This window comes from Falsiphaeobacter marinintestinus (genome assembly GCF_007923355.1).
GTDB classification, from domain to species: Bacteria; Pseudomonadota; Alphaproteobacteria; order Rhodobacterales; family Rhodobacteraceae; genus Phaeobacter_A; species Phaeobacter_A marinintestinus.
The window spans coordinates 15,317-33,796 of the sequence record NZ_VOGO01000016.1; the positions used below are offsets into that span (position 1 = coordinate 15,317).

The following is an 18,480-nucleotide window of genomic DNA, read 5'->3' on the forward strand; positions in this document are numbered from 1 at the left end:
GGCTCAGAACCCAGAGGGTTCTAAGCGCAACCCGGCCATCTGCCAGGCCTGCAAACCGCCGCGATACCAATAGACGTTGGTGAACCCAGCCGCCACCGTGCGCAGAACGGCGTTGTAACTCAGCCAGCAATACGGGTCGGCGCAATAGAGGATGATCGGGTAATCCGTGTCGCCTCGGGTGATCTCGCCCAGCCAGGTCTTGGCTTGCTGCTGCAGTCGGTCATTGAAGTGACCGGGGGTCGACAACGCCGGGGCCATCAGTGCACCGGGCAACCTGTAATCGCCGCCCAGCACATCGACCAGCACCAGGTCGATGCCGTCATTCATTGCCTGAACCAGACCCGAGGTGCTGACCACGGACGCGCCCGGCACAGTGCTGGGGGTCGGCGCGTGCATCTGACCCGACCGCAGTTGCGATGTTGGCGGCACACCGAAATCACGCCCTTCGAAATGGGCAATTGAATCGTCCACAGGTGGGCGTTGCGGCGGTGTGGGCTCTGGTTCTGGCTGAGCTTGTTGTTCAGGCTCTTGGCCGGGTCTGGGCGGGACAAAATCAGATTCAAAGCCGCCGCCCGAAAACCCGCTTCCACCGCCAGCATCGGGCTGAGACGGCGCCCCATTGTCAAAGCTGCCGCCAAACCCGTCATTCGTGCCTTGCGGAGGCGACTGCGGCACCGGTTGCGTGGTTGGCGGGGTAAAGCTTTCGTCAAAGCTCCCGCCGAACGCGGATTGTGCGCTAACGCTTCCAGAGATCAGCACAAAAGCAAGGGCCAGTTGCGCGGCCCGGGCGCTTGCCTTACCCCCGGACATGGCCGGAAATCCAGTCAAAGTACTGCGATACGCGTGTGTAAACACCATACAGGCTTTCGTGGCCGCATTTCCGGTCCGACCCGATCGGCGACCGGTTCCAGCTGACCACTCCAACCTGCACCCAGTTCCCGTTTGGCGCCTTGACCATCAGCGGCCCGCCACTGTCGCCGTTGCACATGGTGCGCTGACCCGATGATGTCCCGGCGCAGATCATGTTCTCGGTCAGTGAGTTTCCAAGGTTTTGGGACAGGATGGCAAAGGCCTGCTCCAGCGTTTCCAGCGGGATCCGGTTGACCTCGCCCATGCCCAGAAGAAAACCGCCCATGTCGCGCCGGGTCTGTTCTGCCATGCCCTGATTGCAGGTTCCGTTCGGCACGATGTCGATATCTGTTTCCATCAGTTGAATGGGAAACTTGCCGTCTTCCATCCGGCCCCACCCGATCACTGTCGCAGGTCCGACCGGGGGCTGTTCGCCCTGGCTCTGGACGTTGATCGCCCCCACCGGCCCCGAACTTTGCGTGATCGGTTCGGCCAGCTGAACCAACGCGATGTCATTATCGATGGTGACCGGATTGTAATCCTCATGCGGGATCACGCGACTGACTTTACGAAAATCGCCGTTGCGCATGTCAACCGCGCCCGACCGGATCAGGATGCTTTCGGGGGCCGAGGGCCGTCCGTCATCACCAACGACGCAGTGCGCCGCCGTCAGCACCCACTGGCGCGCAATGATCGTGCCACCACAGAACTGCGACTGAAACCGGCCTTCGGGCGACCCATCCACGGCCTCGGCCGAATGCAGCGAAACCTGTGCGGGCCATGTCCCGTCTTGCGCTGCGCGACCACCGAAGATCCGGGTGACGTCGTCTTGCATGCCGGCTTGCTGTTTCAGCGCCAGAACATGGGCGCGGACCTGAACCTCATTCGCGCCTTGTGGGATTGCAATGTCCTTAAGCCCACCATCCTGTGCCTCAGCACTGAACGCCAGACACCCCAGCAACAGACCAAGGACAAGTCGCTTGGGTTTGGCAAATCCGGTTCCGGTCATAAGATCCTCCACTTTATTCTGATATTCTAATCTTACCTGTCATTTGTTCAGGGCGATCCCGGCACGGGCAAACGCCTCGGGTTTGGGCAAGACCCGCCAGTCAAAACGGCTGACCCAGATGTTTTCCACCCCGACCGATCCGAAATTGCCGCGTGTGCCGGGCCGCTCGGATAGCTTGGCAAGAAAATCAACCACGTCGTTCTGCGCCGCACTGCGGGTTGTCCGGCCAAGCTCTCCGCAGGTTTCGACCAGACCCTGCAGGTTCAGGGCCTCGGCATTGGGTTTGGCTTCGGTGACGATCACGAACATGCGTTCTTCCCCGGCGGAATACCCGTCAGGGCAGTCCGAACACAGCGTCATATCCGTCCCCAGACGCCGCGCGGCGTTGGCATCTTCGATTTGTTCATAAGCCGCGTGCACGCAGAACTTGGCATCAATATGCACCCGGTTCACATCCCGCGCACCAGAAACGACCCCCCGGGCCAGAACCGTGACCTGATCACATTGCTTCAGATCGGCGCTGGGCGGCAGCGGGCCCGATTGCCCCTCAACGGCGCGCAGAGCCGCGCGACATTCGCGGCGCGGTGACACACCCGCATCGGGCAGCGCCAGATCGGCGGCATTGACCTGCACCAAATCCACGTCAATTTCGACCGGATTGGGGTTCAACAGCGATCCGCCGCCCGACACCGACCCCAATAGCCGGGCCAAATCTTCGGCCCGACCAATCCGGGTCAAGGCCACAACAAGCGTGCTGGCCTCGGGCGCGACGTTCAGACCGACCGGCTGGCCGCCAATCTCAGCCCGTGGACCGAACCATAATTCAGTGCCATCCCAGATGCTTTCGATATCGAAAGTCGCGCCGTCCAGTTCGATTTGTGCGGCCCCCGAGGCATTGACGGTTTCGACCGCCTCGCGCAGCGCTTGAACCGGCGCAGATCCTGGATCCAGCAATGCTCCATCCATCAGTCCGCGGGGTGGGGCAACGCGGATCACAAGGTCGACAGGCCGGGCGACAACCTGTGCATATGTCGCCGCAACCGGCAGCGCGCCGTCCAGCGGGCAGGGTGTGGCCTGCGTAGGTACACAATCGCCGGACACCGGGCGCAGAAACGCGCGGGTGGCTTCGGTGTCTTCCATCTGGGCATAGCCGATGATCGCATCCGGCGCATCGGCGGCGTCGGCCACAAGGCCCAAAACCGTCCCGTCGCCCATGCCATGCACCAGCCCGGCCATGACCTCATCCCCTTGAACCGCAAACCGGCGCACACCTTTGGTCGCCCGTCCGCCGAAGACAGCGGCATCAATCATCGATCCTTCCCACAAGGGGGTCTGCAACCGCGCCCCGCCGGGAAGGCCGGTGTCATTCATGTCGCTCAGCACCGCCTGGAACAGCTGCCGGTACGACAGCCCCGAGGTCTCGGCCAGTCGCGCAGCCAGTTTGGCCGTGAACAGGCCGTACCAGGCGGCATCATCGCCTTCTCCGGCAAAATCGATCTCACGCGCCACTTCTGACGACCGCGCGGCATAAAACGCCAGCAATCCACCGGGTGGTTCCGGCCCGTCGGTCTCGATAATCTCGGCCTCGGTCTGGCGGCTGGCATCGACATCCACGCCCAGAACCTTTGGATCGACAAAGCGTGACGCAGTGCGCGGGCTGGCCGCGCGCAGGCCGGACCCCGAATGACAACTGTCCAGCACCAGCCAGACATCCGCCCCGGTTTGCCGGATCGCAGTGACCGCGCGGCCCAGTTCATCATCGACAATGGCGTTGGGGATCATGTTGCTGCCCGCTTCGGCCCGGGCCGTGTCGGCGGGCAGGAACACTTCGTCCAACCCGTCGGTCTCATCGCCTTCGCGATCCGCCTGCCGGGTGCCATGACCGGACATGTGGATATAAACCAGATCGCCCGCACCGGCGCGCCCGGCCATGTCGGCGAACGCCCCCAAGATCGCGTCACGGGTCGGTCTGGTGCCGCCGTCAACGGCATCCGCCAGAACCGTCAGGTCGCTTACACCCCGCTCGGTCAGGATAGTTTGCAGCAGGCGCACGTCATTTGCCGGACCCTGAAGATCTGCCAGATTGATGGTGTCATCATAGTCGGACACCCCGATAAGAATCGCGCGGGTCTCGGCCGAAACGGGCGTAGAAAACGCGGCCATCACGGTGATCAAAAAGGCCAGAACCGGCACAAAAAAGCGTTTTTCACACATAGTCATCGTCATAAATCAATTCTTATGTTCAAGATCATGGCACAGAAAACTGCTCTGTGCATATTGATTCGAATTGTCATTGAGCATGACATGGGACAGCGGGAATCCTGAAAAATTTTTCGGAAAGGGTGCAAAGTATCGTGAACAGAGCATTTTTCGGAGCCATTCTGGCCTGCGGGCTGGTCCTTGGATCGGGCGTAGACGTCAAAGCCCAGGAAGATCCCGGTTTTGCCACGCTGGCTTATCTTGTCGATGCCGACCCCGACGCAGCACTGGACCGGATCAGCGATTTACTGGACGCCGCACAGGCCGAGGCAGACGCTGACCCGCGGGTGATTTTTGACCTCTACCGGCTTGCCGCCGACCTTCTGATCGAAGGCGCCCAGATCGAACAGGCCGCGCAGATCATCGCACAACTTGCCGCTTTTGCGGTCCGGTTCCGGGACACGCTTGACGTCGACCCGGTGCCCTTGTTCGCCGAAGCTGCTGCTCTGATGGAAAGCGAAGATAACCAACGCGGCGCGCGGGACGTTTTGATCACAATGCTGGACCAGCAGCGTGACGGGGCTGAACCTGCCACGGCAATCGCCGACACCATCCGCGACATCACCCGCCTGTCCGAGGCGTTGAACCTGCCGCTGCCTCCGTCCGCACAGATAGCAGCAGAAGGGGCCATTGACGGCACGCGCAGCGATGGCACAGGCGGCTTTCGCGAGGTCGATGTGTATTACGCCACCGACCGGGCGCAGTCTGGCAAGGACAGGCCCTCCGAATTTTACGGCAACGGCCGGGGCGATCTGGAACTGGGCGTCGCAACCGTAACCGTGCCCGAGATCCACACCCCCGGCGTGCTAGAGGCTCCGTCGATCTGGCGGTTGGAATTCCGGGCCGACCCGGCCAAGCATGTGGTTTTGCAAAGCATCGAACCGCTGGACCCGGACAGCTTTTATGGCCGCTTGCAGGGGGAATTCACCGACCGCCCCGAACGCGAGGCGTTCGTGTTCATCCACGGCTACAACGTGCGTTTTGATCAGGCCGCCCGCCGGGCCGCGCAGATGGCCTATGACATGAACTATGATGGCGTGCCGGTTCTGTATTCCTGGCCGTCGTTCGGATCGACCGTGAAATACGTTGCCGACACCGCCGTCGTGCGTCTCAGCGGGCGTCGGCTTTCGACATTCCTGGAAGAGTTGCTTGAACGGTCAGGGGCCGAAACCATCCACGTGGTGGCGCACAGCATGGGCAATCGCGCCCTGACCGATGCGCTTGAACTGATGGCGCTGCGCATGGGCATCAAGGAAGGCGACGAGCCGCTGCTGGGGCAGGTGGTGTTTGCGGCACCTGACGTCGACGCCGGGCTGTTTCAAGAGATGTTGCCGACCATCCACCCGCTGGCCGAACGGCTGACGCTTTATGCGTCCGATCAGGACTGGGCGCTGACCGCGTCACGCAAACTGCATGGCAACGCCTTGCGGGCCGGTCTGGGTGGGCCGTTTACGCTGACCAATCCTGTTGTCGACAGCGTGGACATGTCCCAGCTGGGCGATGACATGCTGGCGCACAGCTATTTTGCCGACGACAGTTCAGCGCTGGCCGACATGATGACCCTGTTCTGGCAAAACGCAGATCCGATCGAGCGTTGCGGCATGCAGGAAGACCGCGATACTGACGATGGCCTGCCAATCTGGCGCTATCAAAGCGGTGTCTGCGCCGACCGCAACTTGCTGAGCGTTCTCGCCCATCTCAGGCGCGCGCAGGTGACGTCGCCGCTGGAAGTGCACGAGATCATTCTGGACACGGTTCTGGACGTTGACCTGGCTCAGAAATTGGAAAGCGTCGTGTCGGGCATTTTGGGCGAATAGTCCCCATAGATCAGGTCCAGATCCCCAAACAGCGGATACAGCACCAGATAGCTGATCACGCACCACAGCACGATCAGAATGGCAGCGCGCCGCTTCAGGTGCCACGAAAAGTTGCGGGTCTCAAGCCAGCGGCGCACCTGTCCTTCTGATCCGCCCATGGCACGGACATCCTCGACCGCAGCGCGCAGCCCCTGAAACGCCTCGTTAAAGGCGACAAAGGTGATCACCGTGTTCATCGAATAAAAGAACATCACCAGCAGGCGCGGAATGGTAAACGGATAATCGTTGTTCGGGTCGGCAAAGAACACCAGAACGCCAACCATGATCGCATGGGCATAAACGACCCGATGCCACAGCGTGTCGATCCTCAGGTTCAGCTGCATCGCAAGCGTCAGCAGGTCTTTCAGCTCAAGGCCGGGCTGATAGGCTCCAGCGCCTTGTACATCGTCCTGTGACGCGTCTTTCATCCCCAAACCTCCGCTGGCTTCTGGCCCGAGCTTATCAAAAACCCGCGCCCGAACCAATCGGGCTCAAAGTTCGCCGGCTTCTTCCAGAACCTTGCGGGCGGCGCGGAAGCATTCCAGCCCCTGCGGCACCCCGCAATAGATCGCGACGACGTGGATGATGGCGCGGATTTCCTCTTTCGAGACGCCGTTGTTCAGGGCACCCCGGCAATGGATCTCCCATTCGTTCATCTTTCCAAGCGCGCCCAGCATCGCCAGATTCATCATCGAGCGAGTCTTGGGTTCGATCACATCGTCGCCCCAGCCAAACCCCCAGCACCAGGCTGTCATCGCTTCCTGAAACGGGCGGCTGAAATCGTCGGCTGCGTTCAGCGATTTCTGGACGTATTCATCGCCCAATGTCCCTTTGCGCTGCTCCAGCCCCTTCATGAACAGGTCTTCGTTGAACAGATCGGCCATGGCGCATCTCCTCTTGCGTTGCGTTTGATATTCCATTCAGAGCCATTCCGCGCATTTGGAAAGCGCGAAACCGTGGCTTGTCCATGGTTCGCATCCGATGATGCACAATCGCAACCCTGTTGCCTTTGCACTTGCAGCATGACTAAATCGAACCATGACCAGTGACTTACCCGAACCAGACCATCAATGACGCGTCCCGACCTGATCGTGTTTTCCGACCTTGATGGCACCCTGCTGGATCACGACACCTATTCCTTTGACGCCGCAAAACCGATGCTGATCCGACTAAAACATCTGGGATTCCCGGTTGTCCTTGCCAGTTCCAAAACCGCGCCCGAGATGGTTCCGATCCGTCAGGCCATGGCGCTGGGACCGGTCCCGATGATCTGCGAAAACGGCGCGGGGTTGGTTGACGCAGATGTCCAAACCGTACGAACCGGCCCGGAATATGTACGGTTGCGGTCCGGTTTGGACGCCATCGACGCCCGCCTGCGCGCCATGTTCGAAGGGTTCGGCGATATGGGCGCTGAGCGGATCGCGGACGTGACCGGCCTGACCCGACAACAGGCCGACCTGGCCGGGCAACGCAGCTTTTCCGAACCCGGGCTGTGGCACGGATCAGCCGACCAGCAGGACCGTTTTGTTGACGCGTTGCGCGGACAGGGCATAGCCGCGCGCATGGGTGGGCGGTTCCTGACCCTCAGCTTTGGCGCAACCAAGGCGGACCGGATGCACAATATCGCGGCAGACTATCAAAATCCGCCAAGTGTCGCGCTGGGCGACGCTCCGAATGATCTTGAGATGCTGAACACCGCCGATTATGGCATCATCATCGCCAACCCGCACCGGCCCCCGCTGCCAGAGCAACCGGGCGAGGCGCAGGGGCGAATCTGCCGCACAACCCAAGCTGGCCCCGCCGGTTGGACCGAAGGTCTGACCGCGTTACTGTCAAAACTGAACATCGAAGATTAGGAGCGCTTGCCGTGGCAGACTTTCAACAGAACGGGAATATCGCGACCCTGCACAACCTGCGCTCAACCTCGCCCGATGCGATGACCCACGCGGTGTCGACCTTTGCACAGTTTCGCAAGATCACGCTGATCCTGCCATCGCTGTACTCGGAACTTGAAGCACCGGCTTTGTCGCATATCGTCGACGAGCTGTCCCAGGTGCCTTACCTGCACCGCATCATTATCGGGTTGGACCGGGCTGATCTGGATCAGTACCGCCACGCAGTCGACTATTTCAGCCGCCTGCCGCAGGATCATGTGGTGATCTGGAACGACAGTCCGCGCCAGAAAGAGATCGGCAAACGCCTTGAACAGATGGGTCTGGGCCCAACTGAGCCCGGCAAGGGCAAGAACGTCTGGGGGTGCCTTGGCTATCTGATGGCGTGTCAGGACAGCGCCGTGGTCGCGATCCATGATTGCGACATCACCACCTATAACCGCGATATGCTGACCCGGCTGGTCTATCCGGTGACCAACCCGAATTTCCCCTATCAGCTGTCCAAGGGCTATTACCCCCGCATTGGCAACGGGTCGATGAACGGGCGGGTCACGCGCCTTCTGGTCAGCCCGTTGCTGATCGCCCTGAAAAAGGTGATCGGAGATCGGGATTACATCGATTACCTGCGCAGCTTCCGCTATCCGCTGTCAGGTGAATTCGCCATGCGCACGTCGATCCTGCCGGATCTGCGGATGCCGTCCGACTGGGGGCTGGAGATTGGCGTGCTGTCCGAAGCATGGCGCAACCTTGCGCCGAAAACGGTCTGTCAGGTCGAAATTTCGGACGCCTATGATCACAAGCATCAGGATCTGAGCCCCGAAGACAAGGATGCCGGGCTGAACCGTATGTCGACGGACATCTGCAAGTCGATCTTCCGCAAGCTGGCCGCCGATGGCACCGTGTTCACCACCCATGTGTTCCGCACGCTGAAAGCAACGTATTACCGCTCGGCGCTGGATCTTCTGGAAAGCTATTACAACGATGCTGCGATGAATGGTCTGACGATTGATCGACATAAAGAAGAGCAAACGATCGAGCTGTTTGCCGAAAACATCATGCGCGCCGGAGAAGTGTTCCTGTCGAATCCGTCCGAAACCCCGTTCATCCCGACCTGGAGCCGTGTGCACGCGGCCGATCCTGACCTGATGCGCGACATGCTGAAAGCCGTGGCGGACGACTACGACGATCTGGGGTAGGGGCCGGCCGGCGGGCCGGTTGGGGCGCTGCCCCAAACCCCGGAGTATTTGCAAAGAGAAGAAAGGGATCAGGTCCGGTTGGTGATCCACCGGCACTGGTAGGGGCTAAAGCGGATCGGCGTATCGATCGGGTTCACGCGCTCGCCGCTTAGCAGATCTGTCCATGTATCGCCATCGATCATGTTCAGCGCCACCGGGTCGATCTCGATCTCTTGATCCGACACATTGTGCAGGGCAAAGATCGACTGATCACGATCCAGGCTTTGCCGCCAGACACCAAAGATCCGGTGATCGACCTGCAGCGTGAACTGCGTGGCATTCGGGTGGAAGGCGGGTTGTTTGCTGCGCAATTGCAGGCGGGCTTTCAGGGCGCCGAGCACCTTTGAGGTATTGCTTTCAGGATCGGCCAGCCGCGCGCGCAGCGTCGGGTAATCCCAGTTGTGCCGGTTCAGAGCCCGCTTCATGCCGGTCTTTTCGAACTTGTCGTGATCGTTCGGCGTCGCCAGCAGGGCGTGGATGTAAAAGGCCGGGATGCCTTCAAGCGACATCACGATGGTTTGCGAGGTCAGAAAACGCGGGATGTGCCAGTCATCCTCGCCGTGCAACGTGCCTTTCATCGCCTCGAAATAGGTGATGTTCAGCTCATAAGGTTTTTCCTTGCCGCCCCCCAGGGCGCGCATCGACACCTCGCCGCCGAAACGTCGGACAGCATCAATCATCGCGTCCTGTTCCGCGTCGGGCAGGATGCCTTCGGCGGGGCGCATGCCGACACCGTCATGGCTGGCCGAGAAATTCAGATAGGCACAGCCCAGTTGCGCAGGGGGCATTGTGGCCTGCCACCGGTTCAGATATCGCGCCGTGCCTGACAGCATCGCATGCAGGATCAGCGGTGGCAGCGGGAAGTTATAGACCACATGCGCCTCATTCCGGTTGCCGAAGTAGCTCAGGTTCTCAGCGCTGGGCACGTTGGTTTCGGTCAGCAGGATGACCGGTTCCGTTGCATAGTCACACAGCAGCCGCATCAGGCGCACAACCGCGTGGGTCTGGGGCAGGTGGATGCAATTGGTGCCGATTTCTTTCCATAGGAACGCCACCGCATCCAGCCGCAGGATCCGCACGCCATTGTCGATGTGCAGCCGCATGATCGCCAGAAATTCCAGCAGCACATCGGGGTTGCGGAAATCCAGATCGACCTGATCGTGGCTGAACGTGCACCAGACATGGCGTGGTCCGTTCACCGTTTCGGCTTCGCGCAACAGGGGGTGGGTGCGGGGGCGCACAACCTCGCTCAGGTCATCCTCGGGCGAGGCCTCGAAAAAGAACTGGTCATAGGGTTCATGGCCCTGCAGGTATGCGTTGAACCAGTGGCTTTGGCTGCTGACATGATTCAGCACCAGATCCGACATCAGCTTGAATTCATCCGCGATCCGGCTGATGTCGGGCCAGTCGCCCAGCACCGGGTTCACCGCGCGATAGTCGCTGACGGCAAATCCGTCATCCGAGGTGAACGGGAAAAACGGCAGGATATGCACGCCGTTCACGGTGCCGCGCAGATTGTCGTGCAGGAAATCGCGCAGCAGATCCAGCGGCTTATGCTGTCCATCAACAATTGAATCGCCATAGGTGATGACCAGTGCATCATGTTCGGACCAGAAATTGTTGCCTGGCGGGCGGGCGCGTTTGCGGCGCGGTGCGTTGTCGGGCCAGAAGGCATCGACGATCTGGCTGGCCAGAATGTCGGCGGGCAGATCAGGATAGATCGCACTGACCAGCTCGGTCAGCCTTTGGGAGAACACATCGCGCATGACCGTCAGAGGGCCGCAGCTTTGGCCGGGCGCGACAGGCCGCCCAAGGCAAGGATGTGATCGACAACCGTGTCGACGCTTTGGCCGGATTTCAGCGCGGCAAAGACGAAAGGCCGTGCGCCCCGCATCCTTTTGGCGTCCCGATCCATGACGTCAAGCGAGGCGCCGACATAAGGCGCCAGATCGGTCTTGTTAATGATCAGCAGGTCCGATTTGGTGATCGCCGGGCCGCCTTTGCGCGGGATTTCCTCACCCGCAGCCGTGTCGATCACATAGAGCGTAATGTCGGCCAGTTCCGGGCTGAACGTCGCACTCAGATTGTCGCCACCGGATTCGATCAATACGATGTCCAGATCCGGGATTTGAGCGTTCAGCTCGGCGATTGCGGCCAGATTGATCGACGCGTCTTCGCGGATGGCGGTATGCGGGCAACCGCCGGTTTCCACGCCTTTGATCCGCTCCAGCGGCAGGGCCTGCATCCGCATCAAGGCTTCGGCGTCTTCCTGCGTGTAAATATCGTTGGTGATCGCCGCGACCGAGAAATCGTTGCGCAGCGCGCGGCACAGGGCAGCCGTCAGTGTGGTTTTGCCAGCACCGACAGGGCCGCCGATTCCGATGCGCAAGGGTCCGTTGGGTGAGCTCATGACTGGAACAGCCTCGAATATTGGGTTTCATGTTTCATGGATGCGACGTCGGCCATCATGCAGGCACTGCCGAGATCCTCAACCGTCAGCGTTTGCACATCGGCGGCCAAATCGGCGCACAACGGGGCAAGGGCGGCCAGAATGGTCTGGCCTTCGGTCTGCCCCAGAGGCACCAGCCGGATCGATGCCGAGGTCAGATTGGCGGCAAAGGCATGGGTGTACAGCAAGACCGTTTCGGGCAACGGCAGGTTCAGCATCCGCGCCGCCCAGCCCACCGCCACCGGATAGGTATAGGCAGGCAGGGGCAGGGACCAGACGTCAGCCGTGACCCGTGCAAAAGACTGGCCTTGCTGTTCGGTTTCCAACGCGCGTTCACGCGACGGCGCCAAAGCGCGGGCCAGATCGTCAATGTCGTGGCAGCTCTGATCATCCGGTGCGCGCCACGCCTCGGCCAGCAAAATCGCATCCGTGCGTCCGGCCCCATGGATCAGGATCTGTTCCAGCCAGGCCTGAAAGCTTGGCCCGTCATGGATCTCACCCACCTCGACCGCCCATTCCAGCCCGTGCGAATAGCTGAACGCGCCCACCGGATAGGCAGGTGACAGCCATTGCGCGAGCGTCAGAAGCGGGGCGGGGTCAATGGGCATGGGCATGCCCGTTGCCATGATCATGGGAATGCGTGCGCCCGTGGCCATATGCGCCGCCTTCGGGCGTGAATGGCTCAACCACCTCGCGGGTTGTTGCGCCCAGCAGCTTCAGCATGTCGCTAATGACATGATCGCGCTGGATCAGCAGGCGCGTGGGTTCGATCTGGCAGGGGGTGTGACGGTTGCCGACGTGCCAGGCGATGCGGATCAGATCGTCGGCCGTGACCTCAAGCAGCGGCTCGGGGGCTGCCACAATCGCGATCTCGTCGCCGTTCTCAAGGATCAGCACGCCGCCGTCATCCAGCGATGTGGTCTTGGGCAGGTCGACAAGAACCGATCGTCCATCGTCAAGCCGCAGAACCTTGCGGCGCAGGAAACGGCCGTCATAGTCCAGAGAAACGCGCCCTACCGGCGTGGGCCGGTGGGCGTGCGCGTCGTACTTAAGGGTGGTCAGAGACGGGGTGCTCATACGCTGCCCCCATCGTTTGCCGCATTGGCCCTGTGACGGGCCGTGCTGTTGGTCAGACCCAGTAGCAGTTCTGGAACACGTAACGTGCGATATCTTCGCGCTTCAGGCCGCGTGCTTCCAGCTCGGCGTCGCTCAGTTCCATCAGAGCGTTGATCTGACGGGCTTTGGCGCTGCTTTCGCCAAGGCGAACCAGAACCGAAAAGAACGAGTTGAAAACCCGGCTGATGCTGTCGAGAACCGATGCAGAAGCCGGAGCGTTTACAGTGGTATGTGCCATTGGACATGTATCCTTGTTTGTACAGTCGCTCCCAATGACAGGGAAGATATGCTGCACCTGCAGCATAAACCAGACCCATGGCGGAATACCCGCTGTGCGTTTGGTGCAAGTCTAGGTCAGTCATGATTACCTTTTGGTTCCTCAAAACAGAAAATAGCGCTGCGCCATCGGCAGAACTTCTGCCGGTTCGCAGGTCAGCAGTTCGCCATCGGCGCGCACGTCATAGGTTTCCGGGTTCACTTCGATCTCGGGCGTGGCGTCGTTCAGGATCAGATCGGACTTGCCGATGTTGCGGGTGTTGGTCACCGCCACGGTCTGCTTGGCCAGCCCCAGCGATTTGCCGATGCCTTCGGCCTGCGCCGCCTCAGAGACGAACACCACGGCTGAGTTTTCCACTGACCGACCAAAAGCCCCGAACATCGGGCGCGAATACACCGGTTGCGGCGTCGGGATCGACGCATTCGGGTCGCCCATCTGCGCGCAGGCGATGGTACCGCCGATCAGCACCATTTCGGGTTTCACGCCGAAAAACGCAGGGTTCCACAATACCAGATCGGCGCGCTTGCCTTCCTCGATGCTGCCGATCTCCTGGCTCATCCCGTGGGCAATCGCCGGGTTGATGGTGTATTTCGCGATGTACCGACGCACCCGGAAATTGTCGTTCTCTCCGGTTTCTTCCGCCAGCCGTCCGCGCTGTTTCTTCATCTTGTCGGCCGTCTGCCACGTGCGGATCAAAACCTCGCCGACGCGTCCCATGGCCTGACTGTCCGACGCGATGATCGAAAACGCGCCCATGTCGTGCAGGATATCTTCGGCGGCGATGGTTTCGCGCCGGATGCGGGATTCGGCAAAGGCCACGTCCTCGGGGATGGATTTGTCCAGATGATGGCAGACCATCAGCATATCCAGATGCTCTTCCAGCGTGTTCACGGTGAAGGGGCGCGTCGGGTTGGTTGACGAGGGCAGCACGTGCTGCTCACCGCAGATCTTGATGATGTCCGGTGCATGGCCGCCGCCCGCCCCTTCGGTGTGAAAGGCGTGGATGGTGCGGCCCTTCATGGCGGCCACGGTGTTTTCCACAAATCCGGATTCGTTCAGCGTATCGGTGTGGATCATCACCTGCACGTCCATCGCATCCGCAACGCTCAGACAGCAATCGATGGCTGCCGGGGTGGTGCCCCAATCCTCGTGCAACTTTAGCGAACAGGCGCCTGCCTTGACCTGTTCCTCCAAAGCGGCGGGGACCGATGCATTCCCCTTGCCTGCAAACGCCAGGTTCATGGGGAACGCATCTGCGGCCTGCAACATACGGCCAAGGTGCCAGGCACCGGGGGTACAGGTGGTGGCCAAGGTTCCGTGGGCTGGCCCGGTGCCTCCGCCCAGCATGGTGGTCAGGCCCGAATGCAACGCGTCTTCGATCTGTTGCGGGCAGATAAAATGGATGTGGCTGTCAAACCCGCCTGCGGTCAGAATGCGCCCTTCACCGGCAATCGCTTCGGTGCCGGGACCGACGATGATATCCACGCCGGGCTGTGTATCGGGGTTGCCTGCCTTGCCGATCTTGGCAATGCGCCCGTCCTTCAGTCCGACGTCTGCCTTGTAGATGCCTGAATGATCGACGATCAGAGCGTTGGTGATGACCGTATCCACAGCCCCCGCCGCCCGCGTGGTCTGAGCCTGCCCCATCCCGTCGCGGATCACCTTGCCACCGCCAAACTTGACCTCTTCGCCATAGATCGCGGCGTTGTCCCCGCTGCCGCCTGTCGTGGCCGCTCCAACAGCCAAAGCTGTCAGATCCTTTTCGACCTCAATGATCAGGTCCGTATCGGCAAGCCGCAGCTTGTCCCCGGTGGTGGGGCCGAACATGGCCGCATAATCGGCACGGGAAATGGTTGCGGGCATTGATCAGTCCTTGTTCAGTCCAAGTAGGGTTCGTCGGGGCGTGTCGCGATGGCGATACAGTTTGCGCGCCCACCATGCGTAGGCGAAAGTCAGCACGCCTGCGTCGATCTCGATCCGGTCCGTCAGGCGGGAACCGTTTTCTGTTTCGGTCACGGTGATGGTGTGATTCCAACTGCGCACGCCAGAGCCGCTCTCGGTGGTCTGGGCCAACATGGTGTCGTCATCGCAGGTTAAGACCTCGATCCGATAGGGCTGGGATGGCAGGACACCATAAACTGAAACGCGCGTTTCAATCACCAGACCGGTGCGCAGACGACCATCGGGCAGTGTAGAAAACCTGATCAAAGGGGCATTCATCGTTTCAAGGTGATCCAGATTCGTTGCCAGAGCCCAAAGTTGCTTGGCCGGAACGGGGTAATCATGGGTTTCCTCTACAACTTGCACGCCGATTACTCCTTGAACGCATCATCGACAGGCGTCTGCAGCCCAGTGACCAGCGCGTTTGTTTGAGCGGCCATGCCGATCACGGCCAGCAATTCGCCATGCATCTCGGGTGTCATGCCCTTGGCCCGCGCTGCGGCCGTGTGCGAATGCACGCAGTATTCGCAGCCATTGGCCGTTGATACCGCGACATACAGCATCTCTTTGACCAGCGGATCCAAGGCTCCGGGGGCCATCACGACTTTCAGCCGGTCCCATGTCGCGCGCAACAGGGCCGGGTCATGCGCCAGCGAACGCCAGAAATTGTTGATGAAATCCGTCTGGCGGACTTCGCGGATTTCGGTGAAGACGGCCAGCGCGTCTGCGCTGACCTCTTCATCCGACAAAAGCGGAACAGTTCCCATATCTTACACCATCGCAAAGATGCGTGCTGGCCCGCCCGAGCCGCCGCGATGATTGGGGGCACCGACGACCAGTGTCGCGCCCGCCGCCGGAACCTTGTCGAGCCCGGTCAGGTTTTCGATGCCATAGCGGTTGGTCGGCAACCAGGCATAATGCGTTGCGAAATCCGCCGACGGTCCGTGATCCAGTGACAGAGTGTCCACTGCAAGCGCCACGGCGCCGGTGTCTTCCATCAGCATCTTGGCGGCTTCGACATGGAAGCCGGGGAAATGCATCGCCTCATCCGCGCCGACATTGCGAAAGCCTTCACTGCCAACCTTGGGCGCCCAGCCGGAATGCATCGCGATACAGGCCCCATCCGGGATCGGGCCGTTGGCATCGGTCCAGGCCTTGATGTCATCCGGGGTGACTTGGGCATCGGCGTTCTCGGCAGCCTTCGCCGCAATGTCGATCACCGCCAGCGGGCAGACCAGATTGGACACCGGGATCTCATCCACCGACTGACCGTCGGCCGAGAAATGCAGCGGCGCATCAATATGCGTGCCGGTGTGTTCATTGATCGCAAGGTTGAACAGGTTGAACCCGCTCTCCTTGAAGTTAAAGGCCTGTGTGGCCTCAAAGCCGGGCACACCGAAATAAGTTGGGAAGTCGGCGTCCAGCACATGGGTCATGTCCACCACGCCGCCATGTCCGGCGGCCATCGCCGGAGTTGTCGCCCCAGTCGCCAAAGCGGCGGCCCCGGCGGTCGCCGCAGCAGCCGACGCAAAAAAGGCACGCCGACTTAGCATGCGGTCTTTCACGGAATTTATTACACAGATATCACACATAGAATTCACTCCCTGAAGTTGTCGTTATCCTGCGCTTCGGCAGGTTTCGCCTGTTTCTGCCAAACCTGAGCGTAGCACCGGAGCGACCCTTGAGGGGTATTTTTCCCTAGTCGAGCGGTCCCATGACCTTTTGATTGAATCCGAACACCTGACGCGCCCCTGTCAGCGGGATCAACTGGACCTCGCGGCGCTGACCGGGTTCGAACCGCACAGCAGTGCCCGCTGCAATGTCCAGACGGTGCCCCATCGCGGCATCACGATCAAAGTCCAGCGCGCTGTTGGATTCGGCGAAATGATAATGCGAGCCCACTTGCACCGGGCGATCCCCGGTATTGGCGACCATCAGGGTGATTGCCACGCGCCCCGCGTTCAGGGTCAGCTCACCCTCGGCCGGAAACAGCTCTCCGGGTATCATTTCTTGCGCACCCGCATCAACGCAGCGGCCCCGGCGCCAATGCCGATCAGAGAAAAGCCCAGCAACAGGGTCATGCCATCCGTTTCGTGGAAATGGGCGTGGCCAGCCGAATGGGCAAAGGCCGGTCCGGCGGTCAGGGTAGCAGGGATAAGGGCCAGTCGGGTCATAGCGGTGTGCTCCTTGGGATAAATGTCAGCGGATTGGGTTGTGGACGGTCACCAGCTTGGTTCCGTCCGGAAAGGTGGCTTCGACCTGCACTTCGTGGATCATCTCGGCCACGCCTTCCATGCATTGATCGCGGGTGATGATCTGGGCGCCGGCCTGCATCATCTCGGCGACAGAGCGCCCGTCGCGCGCGCCTTCGACCACCGCGTCTGTGATCAAGGCAATCGCCTCGGGGTAATTCAGGCTCACGCCGCGGGCCAGCCGCTTGCGGGCCACTTCGGCGGCCATCGCAATCAGCAGTTTGTCTTTCTCGCGGGGGGTCAGTTGCATGGTCAGATCATCCAGGTTCTTGGGATTTGGTCACCGCTTAACAGTTGGATCAGCGGTTGAAGGGTACGGCGCAATTCAAAGGAATCGGTCGCCAGAAGACGGGCAAACAAAAGGCCGGTCCGGATCAGGCTGACGCCACCAGTTGCAGGCATCAATGCTTGCGCCGGGGCCAGAAAACGATCCGCATCCGGCGCGGCCAACAGAACGCTGGCCATCGCGGCACAGTCTTTGGCGGTGGCAAGGCCACGCAGCGTTTCGGCAATCTGCCCATCCAGACGGGTACGATCGGCAAACAAAAGTCGCCCGCCCCGGTAAAGATCAACACGGTCCCGAAACGCGCCCCGCGCCACGGTTTCGCCCATCGCGACACGTCCAAACACCACGGGTTCACACATCACGAACCGGGCGGTGTCGGCCATATCAATGGTCAACTGCCGATCCAGCGCGCTGTGATCATAAAGAAGGGTTTCCTGCGGCAGCCAGTCGATTCGGGCCCCTTCATCCACTGTAAGTCTGGTCGACACACGCCCGGTTTCGCCGGGTTGCGCGCGATAGGCACGCTCGGCGGCTTGCGTGGTCAGGATCAGGTGGCAATCGGTCCGGGCATGGGCGTTAATGTCAAAGCGGTCACCGCCAGTGATACCGCCTGCCGTGTTCAGAAGCACACCTGTCATGCTGTTGCCGGACGTGCGCGGAAACAGCACTTTCATCGACCCCTTAAGGTACATCTCGTCCAGAACCGTCAGATTGCCACGCGCCTTTACACTCAGACGCGCCTCGCCACGGGCACGGGGCTGCAGCGGGGCAACAGGCCGGGGCGTGATATGTGCGGCAATTGAAATGAAGTTCTCCGGATTCGCGCTGTGTCGATGCCCATCATTTGACCGTCAGCGGCTTCGGACAACAGAGCAACCGCCCCAAATGCCCAATCTCACGGCGCTTGCGGATTAATTATTGTGCAGTTGTGGGGTTTTCGGTCAAAATTTGTGCAAGCGATCAGTTGTTCACGGCCAATTCGGGCCGTTCGGTTGCGATCAAAGGGCCTGTCCCCCCTGAATGCACCTGCTTGATCACGTCGCCGCACTGCAGCGTGCC

21 protein-coding genes are annotated in these 18,480 nt (G+C 60.8%); 3 read left to right on the forward strand and 18 right to left on the reverse strand.

From position 1 onward, the window contains the following. Positions 1-3: 3 nt before the first annotated feature. Genes FOY56_RS21415 through FOY56_RS21425 form a run of 3 tightly spaced genes read right to left on the reverse strand, consistent with a single transcriptional unit; the run spans position 4 to position 4,084 of the window. Positions 4-810, reverse strand: a complete 807-nt coding sequence (locus FOY56_RS21415) for a rhodanese-like domain-containing protein (RefSeq protein WP_186766421.1) — start codon at positions 808-810, stop codon at positions 4-6. Further along, a complete protein-coding gene (locus tag FOY56_RS21420) occupies positions 797-1,858 on the reverse strand; it encodes a S1 family serine peptidase (protein ID WP_146348197.1) in 1,062 nt (353 codons plus the stop codon). The genes FOY56_RS21415 and FOY56_RS21420 overlap by 14 nt, the downstream gene beginning before the upstream one ends. 39 nt (positions 1,859-1,897) lie before the next feature. Next, positions 1,898-4,084, reverse strand: coding sequence for a caspase family protein (locus FOY56_RS21425; protein WP_146348198.1), 2,187 nt, complete (start codon positions 4,082-4,084; stop codon positions 1,898-1,900). A 128-nt stretch (positions 4,085-4,212) separates the two neighbouring features. Between FOY56_RS21425 and FOY56_RS21430 the strand changes: the two genes are divergently transcribed. Then, on the forward strand, positions 4,213-5,934 hold the full coding sequence (locus FOY56_RS21430) for an alpha/beta hydrolase (RefSeq protein WP_146348199.1): 1,722 nt from the start codon (positions 4,213-4,215) through the stop codon (positions 5,932-5,934). On the opposite strand, the gene FOY56_RS21435 is transcribed toward FOY56_RS21430, so the two are convergent. Together FOY56_RS21435 and FOY56_RS21440 are read right to left on the reverse strand one after the other, a co-directional pair. Next, the gene (locus FOY56_RS21435; RefSeq protein ID WP_146348200.1) at positions 5,892-6,401 is read right to left on the reverse strand and encodes a hypothetical protein; all 510 of its coding nucleotides are present in this window, start codon (positions 6,399-6,401) and stop codon (positions 5,892-5,894) included. The two genes, FOY56_RS21430 and FOY56_RS21435, sit on opposite strands and share 43 nt — an antisense overlap. Before the next feature lie 63 nt (positions 6,402-6,464). After that, complete coding sequence (locus tag FOY56_RS21440) at positions 6,465-6,857, reverse strand: carboxymuconolactone decarboxylase family protein (protein WP_146348201.1); 393 nt, start codon at positions 6,855-6,857, stop codon at positions 6,465-6,467. A 186-nt stretch (positions 6,858-7,043) separates the two neighbouring features. Between FOY56_RS21440 and FOY56_RS21445 the strand changes: the two genes are divergently transcribed. Then, positions 7,044-7,829 (forward strand): HAD-IIB family hydrolase, encoded by a 786-nt coding sequence (locus tag FOY56_RS21445; RefSeq protein ID WP_146348202.1) that lies wholly within the window; start codon positions 7,044-7,046, stop codon positions 7,827-7,829. Between the two features lie 11 nt (positions 7,830-7,840). Next, positions 7,841-9,061, forward strand: coding sequence for a glycosyltransferase family protein (locus tag FOY56_RS21450; RefSeq protein WP_146348203.1), 1,221 nt, complete (start codon positions 7,841-7,843; stop codon positions 9,059-9,061). Between the two features lie 68 nt (positions 9,062-9,129). Here the strand turns inward: FOY56_RS21450 and FOY56_RS21455 are convergent, their stop codons facing one another. The 13 genes from FOY56_RS21455 to FOY56_RS21510 form a co-directional block, all read right to left on the reverse strand. Then, positions 9,130-10,866 carry a sugar phosphorylase gene (locus tag FOY56_RS21455; RefSeq protein WP_146348204.1) on the reverse strand — a complete coding sequence of 579 codons (1,737 nt, stop codon included), beginning with the start codon at positions 10,864-10,866 and terminating at the stop codon, positions 9,130-9,132. A 5-nt stretch (positions 10,867-10,871) separates the two neighbouring features. Further along, entirely contained in the window at positions 10,872-11,510 is a 639-nt protein-coding gene (gene ureG, locus FOY56_RS21460) for an urease accessory protein UreG (RefSeq protein ID WP_146348205.1), read from the reverse strand. Continuing rightward, entirely contained in the window at positions 11,507-12,157 is a 651-nt protein-coding gene (locus FOY56_RS21465) for an urease accessory protein UreF (protein ID WP_146348206.1), read from the reverse strand. Before FOY56_RS21465 ends, ureG begins: the two co-directional genes overlap by 4 nt. Then, on the reverse strand, positions 12,147-12,626 hold the full coding sequence (ureE, locus tag FOY56_RS21470) for an urease accessory protein UreE (RefSeq protein ID WP_146348207.1): 480 nt from the start codon (positions 12,624-12,626) through the stop codon (positions 12,147-12,149). Before ureE ends, FOY56_RS21465 begins: the two co-directional genes overlap by 11 nt. 52 nt (positions 12,627-12,678) lie before the next feature. Next, complete coding sequence (locus FOY56_RS21475) at positions 12,679-12,903, reverse strand: DUF1127 domain-containing protein (protein ID WP_146348208.1); 225 nt, start codon at positions 12,901-12,903, stop codon at positions 12,679-12,681. A gap of 141 nt (positions 12,904-13,044) precedes the next feature. Continuing rightward, on the reverse strand, positions 13,045-14,805 hold the full coding sequence (gene ureC / locus FOY56_RS21480; RefSeq protein ID WP_146348209.1) for an urease subunit alpha: 1,761 nt from the start codon (positions 14,803-14,805) through the stop codon (positions 13,045-13,047). Between the two features lie 3 nt (positions 14,806-14,808). After that, positions 14,809-15,249, reverse strand: coding sequence for an SRPBCC family protein (locus FOY56_RS21485; RefSeq protein WP_146348210.1), 441 nt, complete (start codon positions 15,247-15,249; stop codon positions 14,809-14,811). Between the two features lie 5 nt (positions 15,250-15,254). Beyond that, positions 15,255-15,650 (reverse strand): carboxymuconolactone decarboxylase family protein, encoded by a 396-nt coding sequence (locus FOY56_RS21490; RefSeq protein WP_146348211.1) that lies wholly within the window; start codon positions 15,648-15,650, stop codon positions 15,255-15,257. Between the two features lie 3 nt (positions 15,651-15,653). Further along, positions 15,654-16,475 (reverse strand): cyclase family protein, encoded by an 822-nt coding sequence (locus tag FOY56_RS21495; protein ID WP_146348212.1) that lies wholly within the window; start codon positions 16,473-16,475, stop codon positions 15,654-15,656. A gap of 106 nt (positions 16,476-16,581) precedes the next feature. Beyond that, positions 16,582-16,890: an urease subunit beta gene (locus FOY56_RS21500; RefSeq protein ID WP_146348213.1), complete on the reverse strand. Its 309-nt coding sequence runs from the start codon at positions 16,888-16,890 to the stop codon at positions 16,582-16,584. Further along, complete coding sequence (locus FOY56_RS23695) at positions 16,887-17,057, reverse strand: hypothetical protein (protein WP_186766422.1); 171 nt, start codon at positions 17,055-17,057, stop codon at positions 16,887-16,889. The genes FOY56_RS21500 and FOY56_RS23695 overlap by 4 nt, the downstream gene beginning before the upstream one ends. 25 nt (positions 17,058-17,082) lie before the next feature. Next, positions 17,083-17,385: an urease subunit gamma gene (locus tag FOY56_RS21505; RefSeq protein ID WP_146348214.1), complete on the reverse strand. Its 303-nt coding sequence runs from the start codon at positions 17,383-17,385 to the stop codon at positions 17,083-17,085. Between the two features lie 2 nt (positions 17,386-17,387). Next, positions 17,388-18,227: an urease accessory protein UreD gene (locus tag FOY56_RS21510; RefSeq protein WP_508619522.1), complete on the reverse strand. Its 840-nt coding sequence runs from the start codon at positions 18,225-18,227 to the stop codon at positions 17,388-17,390. Positions 18,228-18,480: the final 253 nt, after the last annotated feature.

Bases quoted from the DNA above. Each gene is read 5' to 3' on its own strand.
- FOY56_RS21415 (WP_186766421.1), bottom strand. From the start codon at position 810: ATGTCCGGGGGTAAGGCAAGCGCCCGGGCCGCGCAACTGGCCCTTGCT.
- FOY56_RS21420 (WP_146348197.1), bottom strand. From the start codon at position 1,858: ATGACCGGAACCGGATTTGCCAAACCCAAGCGACTTGTCCTTGGTCTG.
- FOY56_RS21425 (WP_146348198.1), bottom strand. From the start codon at position 4,084: ATGACGATGACTATGTGTGAAAAACGCTTTTTTGTGCCGGTTCTGGCC.
- FOY56_RS21435 (WP_146348200.1), bottom strand. From the start codon at position 6,401: ATGAAAGACGCGTCACAGGACGATGTACAAGGCGCTGGAGCCTATCAG.
- FOY56_RS21440 (WP_146348201.1), bottom strand. From the start codon at position 6,857: ATGGCCGATCTGTTCAACGAAGACCTGTTCATGAAGGGGCTGGAGCAG.
- FOY56_RS21445 (WP_146348202.1), top strand. From the start codon at position 7,044: ATGACGCGTCCCGACCTGATCGTGTTTTCCGACCTTGATGGCACCCTG.
- FOY56_RS21455 (WP_146348204.1), bottom strand. From the start codon at position 10,866: ATGCGCGATGTGTTCTCCCAAAGGCTGACCGAGCTGGTCAGTGCGATC.
- ureG (WP_146348205.1), bottom strand. From the start codon at position 11,510: ATGAGCTCACCCAACGGACCCTTGCGCATCGGAATCGGCGGCCCTGTC.
- FOY56_RS21465 (WP_146348206.1), bottom strand. From the start codon at position 12,157: ATGCCCATTGACCCCGCCCCGCTTCTGACGCTCGCGCAATGGCTGTCA.
- ureE (WP_146348207.1), bottom strand. From the start codon at position 12,626: ATGAGCACCCCGTCTCTGACCACCCTTAAGTACGACGCGCACGCCCAC.
- FOY56_RS21475 (WP_146348208.1), bottom strand. From the start codon at position 12,903: ATGGCACATACCACTGTAAACGCTCCGGCTTCTGCATCGGTTCTCGAC.
- ureC (WP_146348209.1), bottom strand. From the start codon at position 14,805: ATGCCCGCAACCATTTCCCGTGCCGATTATGCGGCCATGTTCGGCCCC.
- FOY56_RS21490 (WP_146348211.1), bottom strand. From the start codon at position 15,650: ATGGGAACTGTTCCGCTTTTGTCGGATGAAGAGGTCAGCGCAGACGCG.
- FOY56_RS21495 (WP_146348212.1), bottom strand. From the start codon at position 16,475: ATGTGTGATATCTGTGTAATAAATTCCGTGAAAGACCGCATGCTAAGT.
- FOY56_RS21500 (WP_146348213.1), bottom strand. From the start codon at position 16,890: ATGATACCCGGAGAGCTGTTTCCGGCCGAGGGTGAGCTGACCCTGAAC.
- FOY56_RS23695 (WP_186766422.1), bottom strand. From the start codon at position 17,057: ATGACCCGACTGGCCCTTATCCCTGCTACCCTGACCGCCGGACCGGCC.
- FOY56_RS21505 (WP_146348214.1), bottom strand. From the start codon at position 17,385: ATGCAACTGACCCCCCGCGAGAAAGACAAACTGCTGATTGCGATGGCC.